Below are 18,077 nucleotides of genomic sequence, written 5' to 3'. Positions count from 1 at the left end.
TTAAAATGGAATCATACTTAAACCATTTAATAAACTCGCAAAATGTAGGGCAAGGCACGCGAGCACAGGCATTGAATGTGCTAAGTTTCTTATATAAATTAACGCGCTAAAGCACGACCTACAGATGAGCTTGACCCGATCATGGTTAAAGCTTATTCCTACGTGATGGTTTAACACCGAGTTAATCTCACAGCGCGCTAACTTTACTCTCGCTAACTTGCTAACTAAAACCCTCAATAAAAAAGCCGCTGTTCATTACAAACAGCGGCTTCTCTTCTTAAAGCTTACGGCTTAAAACTTACAGCTCTAAAGCTTATTTAATTACTTCAAGGCCGTTCATATATGAACGAAGTACTTCAGGCACGACTACTGAACCATCCGCTTGTTGGTAGTTTTCAAGTATTGCTACTAGAGTACGGCCAACCGCTAAACCCGAACCGTTTAGTGTATGCAATAACTCTGGCTTTTTCTCACCATTGCGACGAAAACGTGCTTGCATACGGCGCGCTTGGAAATCAACCATGTTTGAACATGATGAGATTTCACGGTAGGTATCTTGCGCTGGTAACCATACTTCTAAATCGTAGGTTTTTGCTGAGCCAAAGCCCATGTCACCCATACATAAAATTACTTTACGGTATGGTAGCTCTAGTGCTTGTAATATTTGCTCTGCGTGACCTGTTAGCTCTTCCAATGCTTGCATTGAATCTTCTGGTTTTACCAGCTGTACTAGCTCAACTTTATCGAACTGGTGCTGACGAATAAGGCCACGAGTATCACGGCCATAACTGCCAGCTTCACTTCTAAAACACGGAGTGTGGGCAGTTAAACGAATTGGTAAATCTTTTTCGTCGTAAATTTCGTCACGCGCGCTGTTTGTCAGTGGTACTTCTGCAGTAGGAATTAAGCTAAAACCTTCTTGCTCTTCACCGTCATCATTTACAAGACCTTTAGTGTGGAATAAGTCTTCTGCAAACTTAGGTAATTGACCTGTACCGTATAAACTGTCGCGGTTTACTAAATACGGTACGTACATTTCTGTATAACCGTTTTTATCTGTATGCGTGTCTAGCATAAATTGCACTAGTGCACGGTGCATGCGGGCCATTGCGCCGCGCATTACAGTAAAGCGTGAACCGGTAATTTTAACGCCCATTTCAAAATCAAGGCCGTTTAAATCTTGTCCTAAGTCTACATGATCTTTTACTGCAAAATCATACTTTTTAGGCTCGCCCCAGGTTGAAATCTCAACGTTGTCAGATTCATCAGCGCCCGCTGGTACTGATTCATCAGGTAAATTTGGGATAGCTAAAGAAATTTGCTTAAGCTCTTCTAAAATAGCGTCTTGCTCAGCTTTAACACTATCAAGTTGCGCGCCTAAGTTGCTTACTGCATCTAACAATGGTTGTGCATCTTCGCCTTTAGCTTTAGCTTGGCCAATCGCTTTGGAGCTACTGTTACGCTCACTTTGTAATTCTTGTGTTTTTACTTGTAATGTTTTGCGTTTTTCTTCAAGTGCGCTGACAGTCGCAGTATCTAGCTCGTAACCACGTGCTGCTAGACGCGCAGCTGTTTGCTCGAGATCTTGACGTAATAATTTAGAATCTAACATGTTAGTTTTTAACCTTTTTGCATTACCAGCTGAAGGCCCAGCCAAGCCATAAAAATACACACCACCACATTTAAGGTGATATTGAGGGCCATTTTAAAAAAGTGACCTTGTTGTAATAACAACAACGAATCCATTGAAAATGTCGAGAAGGTGGTCAAAGCACCTAGAAAGCCAATCCCTATAAGGGTTTTAGCGGGGCTAACGGTGATAATTTCGCGCTCTATCAAACCGTATAATACGCCCATCAACAATGAACCAAGAATATTAACCGTCAACGTGCCAAAAGGGAATCCCCTACCAAGTAGTTTTAGCATGGTTTCACTAATAAAAAACCGTAAACAGGCGCCTGAGGCTCCTCCTGCGGCAATCATGAGATATATCTTAAGGCTTGTCATAGCGTTTTATGTCACTGTGATGATCGCGCTCTTTTAAATAGTCGAGCTTTTGCTTTATTTTTTGTTCTAAGCCACGATCCGTTGGAAAGTAATATTGCTTATCGGCTATCTGCTCTGGAAAGTACTTTTCTCCTGCAGCATAGGCGCCTTCTTCATTGTGCGCATAGCGATATTCAGCACCATAGCCTAAGTCTTTCATTAAGTTGGTTGGTGCATTACGTAAATGCTCTGGCACCGGGTAACTTGGCTCGTTCTGCGCATCCGCTTTGGCTTGATTAAACGCCGCGTACACCGCATTACTCTTCGGTGCGCTAGCTAGGTAAATCGTAGCTTGTGCAATTGCACGCTCGCCTTCACTTGGTCCAACTCGCTGAAATATATCCCATGCATTGAGGGCCACTTCCATGGCACGCGGATCAGCATTACCAATATCTTCAGTGGCGATGGCGAGTAACCGCCTTGCAACATACAGCGGATCGCCGCCACCGGCTAAAATACGACAATACCAATACAAAGCACCATCTGGGGAGCTACCTCGAACTGACTTATGAAAGGCTGAGATCAAATCGTAAAATTCATCCCCCCCTTTGTCATACTTGGCTAAATGCGTTGGCAATACTTGACTGAGTACGTGCTCATCAACTAGGTATTGGCCGTTTTGCTCTACGGTTAAATCAATCGCCTGCTCAAGTAAATTAAGCACTTTACGAGCATCGCCATCACTGGCTTGGCACAACGCTTGTTTAGCATTTTGTGCAAGTACCACCGTTTTATTTTTCAGTTCATCATCGATTGCAAGCGCTCGCTCAATAACAAGATGCAAATCAGTGTCTTGCAGCGATTTAAGGACATATACTCGTGCTCGCGATAAAATCGCATTGTTTAGTGCAAACGAGGGATTCTCGGTGGTGGCACCAACAAAAATAAAGGTACCATCCTCTATATGTGGTAAAAACGCATCTTGCTGAGATTTATTAAAACGATGTACTTCGTCAACAAACAGTAAGGTACGTTGGCCACGACCTTCAAGGTTAGTACGCGCTTCACTCACCGCATCACGAATATCTTTAATGCCTGCCGTTACCGCCGACATTTGAATCAGCGCCGCATCGGCATGGTTGGCAATAATTTGCGCTAAGGTAGTTTTACCAACGCCCGGCGGCCCCCACAAAATAAGACTGTGGCAACGCCCTGCTAAAATAGCTTGATAGAGAGGCTTATCTTGGCTTAATAGATGTTGCTGGCCAATATACTGATCTAAACTGGTTGGTCGCATGCGCGCAGCAAGTGGGCGCACATCCGGGCCAAAATTAAAGCCTAAATTACTCACCTTGACTTTGATCGTCTATTTCAACGCCTTCAGGAATACTAAACTCAAAGGTTGAAGTAGCAAGGCTTTGATTTACTTTAGTGTCGCTAAAAGTAAATGTAGATGATTGCCCGGAGCTGTCTTTAACCAATAATGACGCTAAGCCTACTTTATCTGCTGCAAACACAATATCCAGCTGTTCAACTTGGCTTTCAACGCCTTTATTAGGTGTAACACTGAACCCAGTATCCGTGGCGTGTACTTGGTACTTTTGCCATTGCGCCGGATCTTTGGAGGTGAGTAATACAAACGGTGTTGAATCAATCAAACTGTGAGTATTCATAATCGTTACTTGCTCAGCAAAGCTGTCGAAGTAATAGGTTTTATCGCCATTTGATACAAATAACGTGTCATCAGGGCTCGCTTGTTGCCAACGGATCATCATTGGCTGTTGTAAGGCGATAGTACCTTCACCTTGCATAATTGATTGACCTTGGTCGTCATTAACTTGCTGCGCAAATTGCGCTTGAAAACTCTTTAAACCGGCCAGTTTATCTTGTAATGCTTGGCTGTCATCCGTTGCACTGTCACTTGCAAATACTGATGCTGATAAAAAACAGCTAATTGCTAAGGCTAAATATTTAATTTGTTTCATTTAATTTGCTCCACCATTGGGCACTAATACATCTCGGGCACCGTTATGACCTGGTGCGCTTACAATACCCGATGTTTCCATTTGTTCAACTAAACGTGCGGCACGGTTGTAACCAACACGTAATTTTCGCTGCACACTTGAAACTGACACTTTGCCTGTTTCAACAACAAATGACACGGCTTCATCATAAAGCGGATCTGATTCTTCATCCGCGTTTTCACTGGCTTCGCCCGGCAATAAAATATCCTCAGTGGCGTCACCATTTAAAATTTCGTCTATATAATTTGGTTTTGCACGTGCTTTCCAGTCATTCACCACCGCATGTACTTCATGGTCATCAACAAACGCGCCATGTACACGTATCGGTACGCTGGTGCCCGGCGGTAAATAGAGCATATCACCCATACCTAGCAGGTTTTCTGCGCCTTGTTGATCTAAGATGGTACGCGAGTCAATTTTACTTGATACCTGAAACGCCATTCGCGTTGGGATATTCGCTTTAATTAAACCAGTAATTACATCAACCGATGGGCGCTGTGTTGCTAGTATTAAATGAATACCTGCCGCTCGGGCTTTTTGCGCAATACGGGCAATTAGCTCTTCAACTTTTTTACCAACAATCATCATCATGTCAGCAAATTCGTCAATCACCACCACGATACTCGGTAACTTACCTAACTCGTCTGGTCCTTCTTTCATACCATCAGTATCTTTAAATAATGGATCGAGAATCGGGTAACCCGCCTCTTTCGCATCCAATACCTTTTGGTTGTAACCTTTTAAGTTACGAACACCTAACGCCGACATTAACTTATAACGACGTTCCATCTCACCTACACACCAACGCAGCGCATTGGCAGCTTCTTTCATATCGGTGACCACTTCACACAGTAAATGTGGGATACCTTCGTAAACAGAAAGTTCCAACATTTTCGGGTCAATCATTATCATACGCACATCATCAGGGCCTGATTTGTACAGTAAGCTTAATATCATTACATTAACGCCCACTGACTTACCAGAACCTGTGGTACCTGCCACCAGTAAATGCGGCATTTTACCCAAATCAGCACAGATTGGCTCACCGGCAATATCTTTACCTAAGACCATAGTCAGTGGCGATGGATTTTGCTCAAATTTTGGCGCGTCGATTACTTCTGATAACCGCACTATTTCACGGTGTTTATTCGGTAATTCAATCCCTACATAGGTTTTACCCGGAATAACTTCAACCACTCGGACACTAACCGCTGATAGCGAGCGGGCTAAATCTTTAGCAAGACCAGTAATTTTAGAAACTTTAATACCCGGCGCTAAATCAAGCTCAAAACGGGTTACAACAGGTCCAGGGTATACGGCAACAACCGTAGCTTGAACGTTAAAATCAAGGAGTTTAGTTTCAACTAACCTCGATACAGCTTCAAGCTCTTCTGGTGAAATTGGGTTTTTGGCTTTATCAGGTCTATCTAACAAATCAAGCGTAGGTAATGGCGTACTTGGCGGCTTTTCTTCGAGTAGCTGCTCAAACTTTTCTTTTGCGGTAGGTGGAGGCTGATAGGTACTCTTTGGTTTTGGCATTGGTCTTGCTGGCGAAACCACAGTAGTAACTGGTTTTTCAGGCTCAGTAACATGGCTTTGATCAAGCGCATTTAAGGCAGCCGCAGTGTCCATTGGTTCATCATCAATGGCGCTAAAATTAATTTCTTGATCCAGAATATCATCCAAATCATCAAATGCAGGATGAGAGTCTTGATTTGACACCGCACTATCACTATCCACTTTTGGTTCTGAAAAGCGAATGGCGGGTGTTTCTTTACGTGTCTGTTGCTCATTAACAGGGTCTTGTTCAATTACAACTTCAGTATTTGCAGTGCGTTCGCGTTGTAACCATGCTTTTAAGTGATGGGCAATAAAACGATAACCTCGCATGATCAAATCGCCAATAAAATCGACACATTGCACCCACGACACGCCTGTTAATAATGTTAATCCAGCAAAAAAGAAACATAATAATAAAATCGAGGTACCGGTAAAGTTAAATGCAGGCATCATCGCTGAAGCTATCACATCACCGACTACCCCACCGGATGAAAAATTATAAATATCATCAAAATTAATACTACTGATAGCCGTCGCTGAGGTAATAAATAATGCAAAACCAATCACTCTAAGCGATAGCGTTGTATAGTCGAGTTGAAATATTCTATGAGGTTGCTTAAATAATAAGTAGCCAAATATTTGCAGTGCAGCTGGCACAAAATAAGCTAACCAGCCAAATGTCAGCAATAAAATATCGGCGATCCACGCACCTGCAGCTCCAGTTATGTTTCTTACATTGTCATAACCTGTTTGCGACCAACTCGGATCAGCAGGATCAAAGCTTACCAGCGCACACAATATAAATATTGCGGCAAAGGTGCTAATTATTAAACCGGTTTCTAATAGTCTTTGTACACCGTTTAGGCGCATAACTCGCTATTCCTCATTTTTCTTTGTACTTCTTTGTACTCATTCTTAGCAATGGAATACCTTAGCAGGAAATACTTTTTGTTGCACTTTATCTTAACCATGATGGCCTGATTATGAACAGGTTTTTATTAATCGCGCATGTATCAATAATACAACTTAAGTAGTTACTAAAAAATGGCGCATAATTCAGCCGATATATGGGCGAATAATCACCCCTTGCTCGCCTTTTACTTCTTCCATAACAACATAGGTACGGCTTTCACTAACGTTCGGAAGCTTGAGCAGAATATCCCCTAATACACCACGATATTCAGACATATCATTTACGCGGGTTTTTAGTAAAAAGTCAAAGTTACCCGAGACTAAATGGCATTCGATAATTTCATCATGCTTTTTAACTGCAGCACTAAATTCATCAAACACATCAGGTGATGTTTTCGTGATTGTCACTTCGACGTACACCGATAAACCTTGCCCAAGTTTAGCAGGGTCAACCACGGCTTTATAACCGACGATGTAACCTTCGCGTTCGAGCTTTTTTACACGCTCTAAACAGGGCGTTGCACTGAGCCCCACACGTCGAGCTAATTCAACATTAGACACTCGGCCATCGTGCTGTAGCTCTATTAAAATCTTACGGTCAATACGGTCTAATAACTCATGCATAATAACGACTAGTTTTTTGTACTGTTTAAACGGTGTTTTCAGATTATATCACTAGAATACCGATTAAAAAAGGTGAGACACACTGCCTGTACATGAATATAATAGTGAAAAATTTTATCCCGTTCTATTAAGGCAATATTATGATTATCGGTGTACCTAAAGAAATAAAAAACCATGAATACCGTGTAGGTATGGTCCCTGCTAGTGTTCGTGAGTTAGTAAACCACGGCCACCAAGTTTTTGTTGAATCTGATGCAGGTATGGGCATTGGCTTCACTAACGAAGATTACACACTGGCAGGTGCAGAAATTCTAGCAACTGCTGCTGAGGTTTTCGCAACAGCAGAGATGATTATAAAAGTAAAAGAGCCACAAGCCGTTGAACGTGCAATGCTACGTGAAGACCAAATTCTTTTCACTTACTTACACCTTGCACCAGATCTTCCACAAACTGAAGACCTAATCAAAAGCAAAGCAATTTGTATCGCATACGAAACAGTAACTGATTCACGCGGTGGTTTGCCACTACTTGCGCCTATGAGTGAAGTTGCTGGTCGTATGTCTATTCAAGCTGGTGCACAAGCGCTTGAAAAATCAAACCATGGTCGTGGCATGCTACTTGGCGGCGTACCGGGTGTTGAGCCAGCTAAAGTTGTTGTTATTGGCGGCGGCATGGTTGGTCGTAGCGCAGCACAAATGGCTGTTGGCCTTGGTGCTGAAGTTGTCGTACTTGATCGTAACATTGACGTACTACGCGCACTTGACGCTCAGTTTGGTAATAAAGTTAAAGCGATTTACTCAACAGCTGATGCACTTGAAAAGCATGTACTTGAAGCTGACCTAGTAATTGGTGGCGTACTTATCCCTGGCGCTGCTGCACCTAAACTAGTTACTGCTGAACACATTAAAGCAATGAAGCCTGGCTCTGCAATTGTTGATGTTGCAATTGACCAAGGTGGTTGTATCGCAACGTCTAAAGCAACAACTCACGCTGATCCGACCTTCATCGTTGATGACGTTGTTCACTACTGTGTTGCTAACATGCCAGGTGCTGTACCACGTACATCTACTTTCGCACTTAACAATGCAACATTGCCTTTCATCATTAACCTTGCAAACAAAGGTTATAAGAAAGCATTACTAGATGACGCTAATTTCCTTAAAGGTCTTAACGTGATCAAAGGCCAAGTAACTTACAAAGAAGTTGCTGAAGCCTTCAACATGCCATACGTAGATCCACGTACTGCTGTTGAAAACGCATAACTAGCGTTTAGAATAATAAAAGCCTGTGAACATCAGTTCACAGGCTTTTTTTATATCACCAAAAAAGTTTATTACAGCTTACATTGTGGGTTTTTACCCGCCGCTTTTGCTGCTTTTTGCTCATTTAATGCTTGTGGTAATTTTGCTTGTAGCTCTTTAATGCGGTTAGCCGGTGCTGGGTGAGTAGACATAAATTCAGGTGTATTACCACTGCCTGCTTTACTCATATTCTGCCAAAGTGTTACGGATTCTTTTGGATTAAATCCGGCTTTTGCCATTAAATCTAAACCCACTTGGTCGGCCTCAGATTCATGAGAGCGACTAAATGGTAAAATAACGCCGTACTGCGCACCTAAACCAAGACCTTGCATAATTTCGTTACGATATTGTACATTGCCCATTTCAAGTGCGGCACTGCCAGCTTGCATACCTGTTTGTAGCAAGGAACTTTGTGATACGCGTTCATTAGAGTGCTCAGCAATTACATGCCCTACTTCGTGCCCGATAACGGTTGCTAGCTGATCTTGATTTTCAGCCACTTTTAACAACCCTGTATGCACACCAATATAGCCACCGGGTAATGCAAACGCGTTAGCTGAATCGTCTTCAAATACCACCACTTCCCACGCCTGAGTTGCGTACTGTTGCGGTAATACTGCAATCACATCGTCAGCAATACACTTTACATACGCATTTACTTGAGGATTATTATTAATTTTTTGATTCTTTTTCATATCAGCAAAGCTTTGCTGACCCATCTGACTCATTTGTTGATCAGAATAAAGCGCAATTTGCGTGCGCCCTGTTGGTGATGTTTTACAACCCGCTAATACAGCGGTGGCAAGCACAGCCAAAACTAATTTTTTCATTGTATTCTCTTAACTAACAATTTAATTGTTCTTAGAATAGCAAACCAGCCTGCAATTGAATATATCGACTGCCAGTAAAAACATCTGTTGCGTTATATTTCTGTTAAAGGCGATAGTTAGCATGCAAACTAAGTACCCAAGACTAATTGTCGCTGTTACAATAGCAGCCTCTTTTTGTTTAATGGGTTAGTCATGCAGGACTCGGTTTCTTTAAATAAACGCATTCTATTACCTTTACTCGCCAGTATTGTTGCAATTACGCCACTGGCAATCGATATGTATCTTCCGGCAATGTTAGTCATTGCTAACGACCTTAATACCACAATGCCTAATGTACAAATATCGTTAAGCATATATTTAGCTGGCTATGCGCTGGGAATGCTATTTTTTGGCCCAATCGCAGATCAAATTGGTCGTCGCGTGTTAACGAAGGTCGGCTTAGCATTGTTTGGCTTAAGCTCTGTCGCATTGGCCTTTTGTAATGACATTCACCTATTTTGGGCTTTGCGGGGAGTACAAGCATTCACAGGTGCTGCAGCAACCGTTGTGGTGCCAGGGATAATTCGTCATATTTATAAACAAGATACTGCTAAAGGAATGTCGTATGTATCGATGATCATGATGGTAGCGCCCTTAGTCGCGCCAACGGTTGGATCAATGATCATGGGCTTATCTCACTGGCAAACAATCTTTTTAGTACTGGCTAGTTACAGCTTTGTTATTTTAGCCTTGGTACAAATATACTTAATCGATATCCCTATTTTCAAAAGCCCGATGAAAGGCTTTGCACTATTTTTCGATAGCTATAAAACCGTATTTAAAAATAAAGATACCCGAGCAGATATAGCCAGCTCAATGTTTGTCTCATTCGGCTTTTTTTGCTTTTTAACTGCAGTGCCCTTTGTATACCTTGATTACTTTAAAGTATCAGAACAATTATTTGGTGTTTTATTTGCTTTCAATGTCATGGCGCTAATGTTTGGTAACTTTTTAAATACCCGCCTAGTACCACGTATTGGTTCACGAAAAATGCTGTATTATGGATTAGCGGTCGGCTTTGTAGCTGGCAGTGCCCTACTCACATTTAGCATATTACACCTATCGCTGTATTTTATTGTTGCAGCTATTGCTCCTCTGATGATGAGTTTAGGGGTTACCGCTAGTAATGCTGATGCATTGATCTTAATGCAGTTTGAAGAGCGTTCTGGCACCGCTACGGCGGTTATTGGTACATTGCGCTTTGGCAGCGGTGCATTAGTCGGTCCAATTTTAGCCTTAATGCATGCACAAAGTGCGGTACCATTTTCAAGCTTAATGTTCAGCGCATTAGTATTAACACTAATAGCCCAGCTTTGGCACCGAGCTAGAAACAAAAAAAATGCCCGTAGTTAACGGGCATTTTTTTACTAAGCGACTTCTTTATTCAGCTGCTTTAGATACCATCACCATTGCAGGACGTAATAAACGACCATTTAATGTATACCCTTTTTGCATCACTGCTAATACAGTGTTAGGTGTTACATCATTGCTTGGTTGAATCGACATTGCTTGGTGGAATTCAGGATTAAACTGCTCACCTTGTGGGTTAACAATTTCAACACCAAATTTTGCAACCGCATCGTTGAAGCTTTTAACTGTCATATCAATCCCTTCAAGCAATGGCTTTAAGGTTTCGTTTTCTTTGTCTGAGAACTCAATAGCACGTTCTAGATTATCAATAACAGGTAATAATTCGTTAGCGAACTTTTCAAGTGCAAATTTATGCGCTTTTTCTACATCTTGTGCAGCACGGCGACGAATATTATCAACGTCTGCAGCGGCACGTACTACGCTATCTTTTTGGTTTGCGATAGTTTGTTTCGCATCTTCAAGCTCAGCATAAAGCATAGCAATTTCAGCTTCAGGGCTAACTTCTTCGCCTTCGTGCGCGTCAGCAGCTTCTACAGCCGCTTCAACGTCTGCTTGCATTTGCTCTAATTCTTCGTTTAATTCAACTTCTTGCTCTGGTGATTTTGTCTGCTCAGACATAATTTAAGTGCTCCAATACTTTTCAATTGCGGTAATTATGGGGATTGAATCAAAAGATTCAAGAGCCAGATGACTCGATTAATTTAAATTCTTGAATGATTGCTTCAATTTGCGCCGATTTAGGACAAATTACACAAAAACGACTTTGATATTCTTGATTTTGAAAATACGGCACGCTGATCACCATCAGTTCGTCACAATCAGTAAATGGCAATTGTGACGTATTTAAAACCGACACACCATTTTTAAAAGCTAACTTATCTTCTACAAAGTTCAAAAATGAGACACCAATATTTAAGCTTTGTTCACAGTCAATTTGCCGATATAAATAATTTTCGCCGACCACGATACTGTTATCTGAGCCTAATTTATGGCTCAGCTCACGGGTCCATTGATTTAACGAATCATGACAATTTCGTGGTGCTGTATTTGCCATTGCTTGCATACGGTACAAGCCTTCCATTAAAGTTTGCTGACTGAATACAGTATTAAGCCAAGTAGCGAATTGATAACGTACGGTGTCAGACGCATCATCCGGCTTATGAATACAAATGTTATGGCTTTGCCCTGCTCTATCTAACAGTAAAATAAGCCAATCATTGCTGTCAAAATCTAATACTTCAACTCTAAAAACGTGTTGAGAACTTACTTGTGGCAGACCAACGCAGCAACATACCTGATAACGCTGGCTTATACCATGCGCCATCTCGACTAATTGCGCTTGTGCAGGCTGCCAATATTGCGCAATCTGCGACAGAGGGAAAAATTCACTTAGCCAATAATCAAATCCGGCATTAGTAGGTACCCGTCCAGCAGAAGTATGCGGTGAATACAGCAGGCCTATTTTTTCTAGGCGCGACATCGCATTTCTAACTGTTGCAGAACACACAGCCATACCTTTTTGCTTGGCAATACGGCTTGACGCGACAGGTTGACCTTCACCATTACAGTACAGGCTCATCACGGCGGAAAATATTTGCTGATCTCGAGGGTTTAAATTCATAGTATCTACATCTTGCTGCATACTGGGGATATCGGGGCGTAGTGAGTTTATTTCAAGGTTATTTTCAAACTTGTCACTTTTGAGTTACTCTACTGATATTAATACTATTGATGCGTTTATCATGGAATCACCGTTTAAAACCATAGGTTTAATTGGCAAACCAAATCACAGTGGTGCAGCTGCAACTTTACAGCGCTTATACACTTTTTTAAATGCGTTAGGATTTGACGTGTTATTAGAGCAGAGAACAGGTCATCAATTAACCAATGTCCCCAAGGAAAAGTTAGTCAAACTGGTTGAGCTTGGCGAACGTGCCGATCTCGCTATTGTGGTCGGAGGTGATGGTAATATGCTTGGCGCAGCAAGGGTATTAGCCCGATTTGATGTTGCTGTTATAGGCGTAAACAGAGGCAATTTAGGCTTTCTAACAGATTTAAACCCAGAAGGCTTTGAAGCTAGTTTAGAACAAGTATTAAGTGGTCAATATCTTGAAGAAAAACGCTTTTTATTAGAAGTTGCAGTTTATCGCCATGGCGAATTAAAAAGTGCTAACTCAGCAGTGAATGAAGCCGTTTTACATGCCGATAAAGTCGCTCACATGATTGAATTTGAAGCCTTCATTAATAACGATTTTGTTTTTTCTCAGCGCTCTGATGGTTTAATTGTCTCAACCCCTACGGGCTCAACAGCCTATTCGCTGTCGGGTGGCGGGCCCATTTTGACCCCAGAACTAAATGCAATCTCATTAGTACCGATGTTTCCGCATACATTATCAAGCCGACCATTAGTGGTTGATGCCGATAACGAAGTACGCTTAAAGCTCAGCTTAGAGAATACCGACAGCTTACAAGTCAGCTGCGATAGTCATGTGGTGCTTGCTGTATTGCCTGGCGATGAAGTGATAATTAAAAAAGCAGATAAAAAACTGCGCCTGATCCACCCCAAAGACTACTCTTACTATCATGTACTTCGCACTAAGCTCAACTGGGGTAGTCGTTTATATTAATTTTATTGCGCTCATTCAGACTTTAGAGCAAAATAAGCTGAATTCATTTATTACCTTTTCAAGGGAAATCAAACCGAAATGACGTATGTTGTTTTCTTTGCTTTATTATTATTGATAACGCTGCTTGGCAGCTATTTGGTGATTGAAAATAATCGCCGAAAAGCGCTTGAAGCGCAAAAAAAGCTATTCAATAATCGCGTTAAAGAAGTAACTCAACAGTTAAAAATAAAATTAAATGAGTACTGCGACGCAAAAATAATTCGTCCTAAATACATCCCAAGAATACAAGTTATTGCCAGTAATTTCTTTGTCGTACAACCTCATACTGACGAAAACTTATTGTATCTTGAACGCATAAACGAGTCATTGATCAGCACGATTAGTAGTGAGTTGGCAAAAACTTATGTAACAGGTGAACGAGATGCACTAGCTGAACGCTTAGATTTTTTTGTCGCTGAGTTACCCATAGCCGGCGTTGCTTACAATAAAACGTTTTACCATGAACTTTTACCATCCATGATTAAAGTTTTACGCACTGATGATTTATCTGCGAATCCTGAAGATTATGTCAAACCTGTTGATCCTGAAACTAATTTTGAGAAATCAACCAGTGAGTAAGTAATAAACTAGATAGCGACATTAAAAATTAATTTGCAAAAACCCAAAACACTGTATAAATTAACAGTTAATTGACTGGATGGATGAACAGTATGTTAACTGGGTTAGAGATTAAAAATTTTGCAATTGTAAGCAATTTAAGCACCGAGTGGCAAAGCGGTATGACAGCCATTACGGGTGAAACAGGTGCCGGTAAATCTATTGCTATTGACGCCTTATCTTTATGTTTGGGTGAACGTGCCGAAGCCTCAGCTGTTCGCCCAGGCACTGAGCGCGCTGAAATATGCGCCACCTTCGATTTAACCAACCTCCCCTTGGCTAAGCAGTTTTTAGAACAGCATTTGCTATCGAATGATGAGCAAGAGTGCTTACTTCGTCGTGTGGTGTGTAAAAATGGCCGCAGCAAAAGTTATATTAATGGCACCCCAGTCACTGCAGCCCAACTAAAAGAAATCGGTCAGTACTTGATCTCTATTCATGGTCAACATGCTCACCAATATTTGCTTAAAAGCGAACATCAACTCCAGCTATTAGACGCTTATGCAGGTCATCAACCTCTGGTTGAAGCAGTGCGCCAGCATTATCGTAATTGCCAAAACTTACAAAAAGAATTTACCGCGCTCGAACAAGCCCAGTTGCAACAAGCAGCGCAAAAGCAGTTATTAGAGTACCAAGTAGCTGAGCTTGATGAGTTTGCTTTACAACCAGATGAATTTTCGCAAATTGAAGCCGAGCATTATAAGCTCAGCCACAGCCAAACTATTATTGAAGCATGCCAACGAGAGTTACAAAGCTTATACGAAAATGACGAGCAAAATGCCTGTTCCCTATTACAACATAGCGCGCAGCAGTTTGCTGAGCTTGCGGGGTTTGATGAAAGCCTAGCTAGTGTGGCTGCTTTACTCGAAGAAGCGGCTGTGCAAGTTGAGGAAGCGAGTCGTGAAATTCGTAATTATGCAGAGCAAGCTGAACTTGATCCGAGCCGACTAATCGACGTTGAAACACGATTAAGTGGTGCGATGGATTTATCACGTAAACACCATATTAAACCAGAGGACTTAGTTGAGTTTCACCAAAGTATCACACAAGAGCTTGAGTCGATTAGTAATAACTCTACCCGTTTAACGCAACTTGAAGGTGAAATTAACCAAGCATTAGCAGCTTATCAGCAAGCTGCGCAAACCCTAAGCGAAAGCCGTCATGAGGCCGCGCAGACATTAAATACATTGATCAGTGCAAGCATGGCGCATTTATCAATGGAAAATGGTGTGTTTGAAATCGCCCTTACACCACAACCTGAAAAAGCACCAAACAGCCTAGGTTTTGATAATGTAGCGTTTTTAGTATCAACCAACCCCGGGCAGCCATTACAACCACTGTCTAAAGTCGCCTCTGGCGGTGAGCTGTCGCGTATAAGTTTAGCGATACAAGTTATTATTGCGCAAAAAGTCACTACGCCAACGCTTATTTTTGATGAAGTGGATGTAGGTATTTCTGGACCAACTGCAGCAGCTGTAGGCAAGCTTTTACGTCAATTAGGCAAATCAACTCAAGTTATCTGCGTAACCCATTTACCGCAAGTTGCCAGCTCGGGGCATCAGCAGTTTTTTGTGGCCAAAGAAATTGCCAATGGCGAAACCTTTACACAAATGTTGCCACTCAGTAAACATGGCCGTATTGATGAAATTGCCCGTTTACTTGGTGGTGATAACATCAGTAAAACAGCCAAAGCTAACGCAAAAGAGTTAATTATGGCGCATGCTTAATTAAGCTAAAACAACACCTACGTTTAGACTATTTTTAAATACAACCATCCATTAAGCCTTACTTATATAAAGCAAGGCTTAATAACTAACAATAGAACACATATAAATCATGACGATAACAACATTGCCAATAAAATTAATTAGCCTACTTTTTTGTTTTACACTTTTAACGGGTTGTAACGATTACTTTATAAATACCACGCAACTGACGAATAGCACATGGCAACCACTTTTAGTCATTGCATTTATTAGCCTATTTTTGATCCCGTTAATTAGCTTAGCGCTGCTTATATTTAGTCAATGGAAGCACCTTCAGTTTAAAATAACTCTGCAACGTTATTTACATGGCTCACTTGTTTTAATGCTCGCCATAGCATGGTTTATCGAATTAAGCTTAGTGCAACGCGCTGATAACCGTATGGATTTGATGTTAACGCTGTGCGCGCTAGCCACTCAAATGGTATTAGTCGTGGCTGCTTTTGTACTTGTTAATAAACAACAAAAAATGCACCACCGCGCTAAAAACTTTCTGTAAAGCACTGTTTAAAATAACAATTAAAAACATTTATTTTACATAATTGACACATTTAATTTAGCAACATACACTCAATAAAATAAAAAAATCGATGGAATGAATAATGAGCGCTACACAATCTAAAATCACCCAGCTAAAACGTTGTTATGCAACATTACAACTGGGTGTTGCTAAAGCTGATGGCCGCCTTACTCTTACTGATAACCTGCTGCATTTTGAAGCCCTCAATAAACAACTTAACTTAGGTTGTTATGCCATCAAACTTAATAATATTTCCCATGTCGAAAAATGCGCAGCTAAAGCCGGCGGTTTAATCCCTATCACCACCGCTGGAATCAAAATAACCACCAAAGAAAATTATCATCTAGAGTTTATTTTAGCTGAACCCGATGAGTGGCTTAATTGCCTGCAAGCGAGTCATTAAGCATTAAAGGAAAGGTACTAGGCTGGAGGTTCTAGGAGCTAGGCACCCTAACAAATAACTGGGCGTTTAATTCACCACCGTAGGCTGGGTTGAGAGCAACGAAACCCAACGATGAATGATTAAAACTGAATGACGGCTTAGAGCGATTAGCAGACGTAGAGGTTGGCTAAATATCGTAGTTACTTGATTGGTCAAACTGCTCTTTGCGCATATATTCATGAAAATATGCGACGCGCACATATTGTTCTATTAAACTTTACTTTAAAAAGCTTAATGGTAGCAATGCTTTAGGTTATTTGTTAAAACTATATAATGTAGACATAATGAGTGTAGCCTCGGCAAAAATATACGCGATGAGCGCACTATAAAATTGTTAGCTAGCTATTGAATCAATTTAAATATGGAGAGTTAATTGACCATTTATCAATACCAACCTTTAGCTTCTTGGGTAGATTTTGAACATTTATGTCGTGATTTATTTGAACATGAATGGTCAAGTAGAGTAACCAACCTTAATGGCCGTAATGGTTCACGCCAAAACGGTGTGGATATATATGGCTATCCTAATAATATGTCGCTGTTATATGGCGTTCAGTGCAAAGGCAAAGAGATATATCCTGAAAAAAACATTTCAATAGATGAAATAAAAAGTGAAATAACTAAAGCTCTGAATTTTAAGCCCTTGTTAACGCACTTTATTATTGCGACAACAGCTAAGAGAAATGTTGGTATTCAAGAAAAACTAAGAGAGTATTTAAAAGAAGAGAATTCTATTCCGTTTACTGTAGATATTTGTTTTTGGGATGACTTGGAAGTTAAGCTAAACCAACAAGAGTCTATATGTAAAAAATTCTACGCCACTCAACAAAACAAGAAACCTAGTTTAATCGAAAGAGCTGAAATTGATGATAGGGTAAATCTTGTAAATGTGTTCGATGACGGTAAAGGAGGTTATGATTTTAATTGCCAATATTATAATCTTATTGGTAACTTCAACTCTAGCACTTTCGTTTTACGGTTCGGTGAGCTTTATAACAATCACTGCATTAAAGGTAGACAAGTAGGTTCCTTGAGGCTTCCTTTTGATAGAATATGTTATCTCATAGAAGAATTTTTTTTCGGTGATGTAGTGGACTCATTTAATTTCTATTTCCAGTTTGATGGAATGTGGGGAGATCTGAGTATAACGACAAGCGAAGCGCGTATTTCCGGCTCATATCATATTCAAGACAACATAGTGAAAAATGATCAATGTCTACCAGTAGACTCATATGAAAATAGGATTTTCATTGAACTTCTAGATATTTGTAAGTCTATTACGTTTAAGAACGCTAGCTAATCGGGTAGCCGGAGGTCTCTAACCTCCAGCCCCCACACCACCCATCATGCGGGTCCGCAATGGGCGGTTCATCTCCCGTAGTGAATATTGATCCAAATATCTCTTAATGACGCTAAACCTT

18 protein-coding genes are annotated in these 18,077 nt (G+C 41.0%); 9 read left to right on the top strand and 9 right to left on the bottom strand.

Annotated elements, in window-relative coordinates; translation table 11 throughout:
• The first annotated feature begins 5 nt into the window (after positions 1-5).
• Entirely contained in the window at positions 6-110 is a 105-nt protein-coding gene (locus H5182_RS19180) for a phage integrase N-terminal SAM-like domain-containing protein (protein ID WP_145242227.1), read from the top strand.
• Positions 111-313: 203 nt separating this feature from the next.
• On the opposite strand, the gene serS is transcribed toward H5182_RS19180, so the two are convergent.
• The 6 genes from serS to lrp all read right to left on the bottom strand — a co-directional run bounded on the left by serS (position 314) and on the right by lrp (position 7,106).
• Positions 314-1,612, bottom strand: coding sequence for a serine--tRNA ligase (serS, locus tag H5182_RS19175; RefSeq protein ID WP_149982716.1), 1,299 nt, complete (start codon positions 1,610-1,612; stop codon positions 314-316).
• An 8-nt stretch (positions 1,613-1,620) separates the two neighbouring features.
• Positions 1,621-1,983, bottom strand: a complete 363-nt coding sequence (gene crcB / locus H5182_RS19170; RefSeq protein ID WP_392352509.1) for a fluoride efflux transporter CrcB — start codon at positions 1,981-1,983, stop codon at positions 1,621-1,623.
• Positions 1,984-1,993: 10 nt separating this feature from the next.
• A complete protein-coding gene (locus H5182_RS19165; protein ID WP_182760457.1) occupies positions 1,994-3,337 on the bottom strand; it encodes a replication-associated recombination protein A in 1,344 nt (447 codons plus the stop codon).
• On the bottom strand, positions 3,330-3,971 hold the full coding sequence (lolA, locus tag H5182_RS19160; protein WP_149982719.1) for an outer membrane lipoprotein chaperone LolA: 642 nt from the start codon (positions 3,969-3,971) through the stop codon (positions 3,330-3,332). The genes H5182_RS19165 and lolA overlap by 8 nt, the downstream gene beginning before the upstream one ends.
• Positions 3,972-6,440: a DNA translocase FtsK gene (locus H5182_RS19155; RefSeq protein WP_182731956.1), complete on the bottom strand. Its 2,469-nt coding sequence runs from the start codon at positions 6,438-6,440 to the stop codon at positions 3,972-3,974.
• A 186-nt stretch (positions 6,441-6,626) separates the two neighbouring features.
• Complete coding sequence (lrp, locus tag H5182_RS19150) at positions 6,627-7,106, bottom strand: leucine-responsive transcriptional regulator Lrp (RefSeq protein WP_145242214.1); 480 nt, start codon at positions 7,104-7,106, stop codon at positions 6,627-6,629.
• Positions 7,107-7,246: 140 nt separating this feature from the next.
• On the opposite strand from lrp, the gene ald reads away from it, so the two are divergent.
• Positions 7,247-8,368 (top strand): alanine dehydrogenase, encoded by a 1,122-nt coding sequence (gene ald / locus H5182_RS19145; RefSeq protein ID WP_149982720.1) that lies wholly within the window; start codon positions 7,247-7,249, stop codon positions 8,366-8,368.
• A 71-nt stretch (positions 8,369-8,439) separates the two neighbouring features.
• Here the strand turns inward: ald and H5182_RS19140 are convergent, their stop codons facing one another.
• Positions 8,440-9,237, bottom strand: a complete 798-nt coding sequence (locus H5182_RS19140) for a M48 family metallopeptidase (protein ID WP_145242210.1) — start codon at positions 9,235-9,237, stop codon at positions 8,440-8,442.
• Positions 9,238-9,429: 192 nt separating this feature from the next.
• Between H5182_RS19140 and H5182_RS19135 the strand changes: the two genes are divergently transcribed.
• Positions 9,430-10,629 (top strand): Bcr/CflA family efflux MFS transporter, encoded by a 1,200-nt coding sequence (locus H5182_RS19135; RefSeq protein ID WP_145242208.1) that lies wholly within the window; start codon positions 9,430-9,432, stop codon positions 10,627-10,629.
• Positions 10,630-10,656: 27 nt separating this feature from the next.
• On the opposite strand, the gene grpE is transcribed toward H5182_RS19135, so the two are convergent.
• Together grpE and H5182_RS19125 are read right to left on the bottom strand one after the other, a co-directional pair.
• The gene (gene grpE, locus H5182_RS19130) at positions 10,657-11,265 is read right to left on the bottom strand and encodes a nucleotide exchange factor GrpE (RefSeq protein ID WP_145242206.1); all 609 of its coding nucleotides are present in this window, start codon (positions 11,263-11,265) and stop codon (positions 10,657-10,659) included.
• 58 nt (positions 11,266-11,323) lie between these two features.
• Positions 11,324-12,289, bottom strand: coding sequence for an HrcA family transcriptional regulator (locus H5182_RS19125; protein ID WP_145242204.1), 966 nt, complete (start codon positions 12,287-12,289; stop codon positions 11,324-11,326).
• A gap of 100 nt (positions 12,290-12,389) precedes the next feature.
• Here H5182_RS19125 and nadK point away from each other — a divergent pair, with 100 nt between their 5' ends.
• The 6 genes from nadK (at position 12,390) to H5182_RS19095 (ending at position 17,956) form a co-directional block, all read left to right on the top strand.
• Positions 12,390-13,274 carry an NAD(+) kinase gene (nadK, locus tag H5182_RS19120; protein ID WP_145242288.1) on the top strand — a complete coding sequence of 295 codons (885 nt, stop codon included), beginning with the start codon at positions 12,390-12,392 and terminating at the stop codon, positions 13,272-13,274.
• Positions 13,275-13,352: 78 nt separating this feature from the next.
• On the top strand, positions 13,353-13,892 hold the full coding sequence (locus H5182_RS19115; RefSeq protein WP_145242202.1) for a hypothetical protein: 540 nt from the start codon (positions 13,353-13,355) through the stop codon (positions 13,890-13,892).
• A gap of 92 nt (positions 13,893-13,984) precedes the next feature.
• Entirely contained in the window at positions 13,985-15,658 is a 1,674-nt protein-coding gene (gene recN / locus H5182_RS19110; protein ID WP_182731954.1) for a DNA repair protein RecN, read from the top strand.
• Between the two features lie 109 nt (positions 15,659-15,767).
• Positions 15,768-16,193, top strand: a complete 426-nt coding sequence (locus tag H5182_RS19105) for a hypothetical protein (protein WP_145242198.1) — start codon at positions 15,768-15,770, stop codon at positions 16,191-16,193.
• A gap of 103 nt (positions 16,194-16,296) precedes the next feature.
• On the top strand, positions 16,297-16,617 hold the full coding sequence (locus H5182_RS19100; protein WP_145242196.1) for a hypothetical protein: 321 nt from the start codon (positions 16,297-16,299) through the stop codon (positions 16,615-16,617).
• 412 nt (positions 16,618-17,029) lie between these two features.
• Complete coding sequence (locus H5182_RS19095) at positions 17,030-17,956, top strand: hypothetical protein (protein WP_182760456.1); 927 nt, start codon at positions 17,030-17,032, stop codon at positions 17,954-17,956.
• Positions 17,957-18,077: the final 121 nt, after the last annotated feature.

The sequence above is a fragment of the Pseudoalteromonas sp. SG44-17 genome, from assembly GCF_014164235.1.
GTDB classification, from domain to species: Bacteria; Pseudomonadota; Gammaproteobacteria; order Enterobacterales; family Alteromonadaceae; genus Pseudoalteromonas; species Pseudoalteromonas rhizosphaerae.
This window is presented reverse-complemented; position numbering and strand designations above follow the sequence as displayed.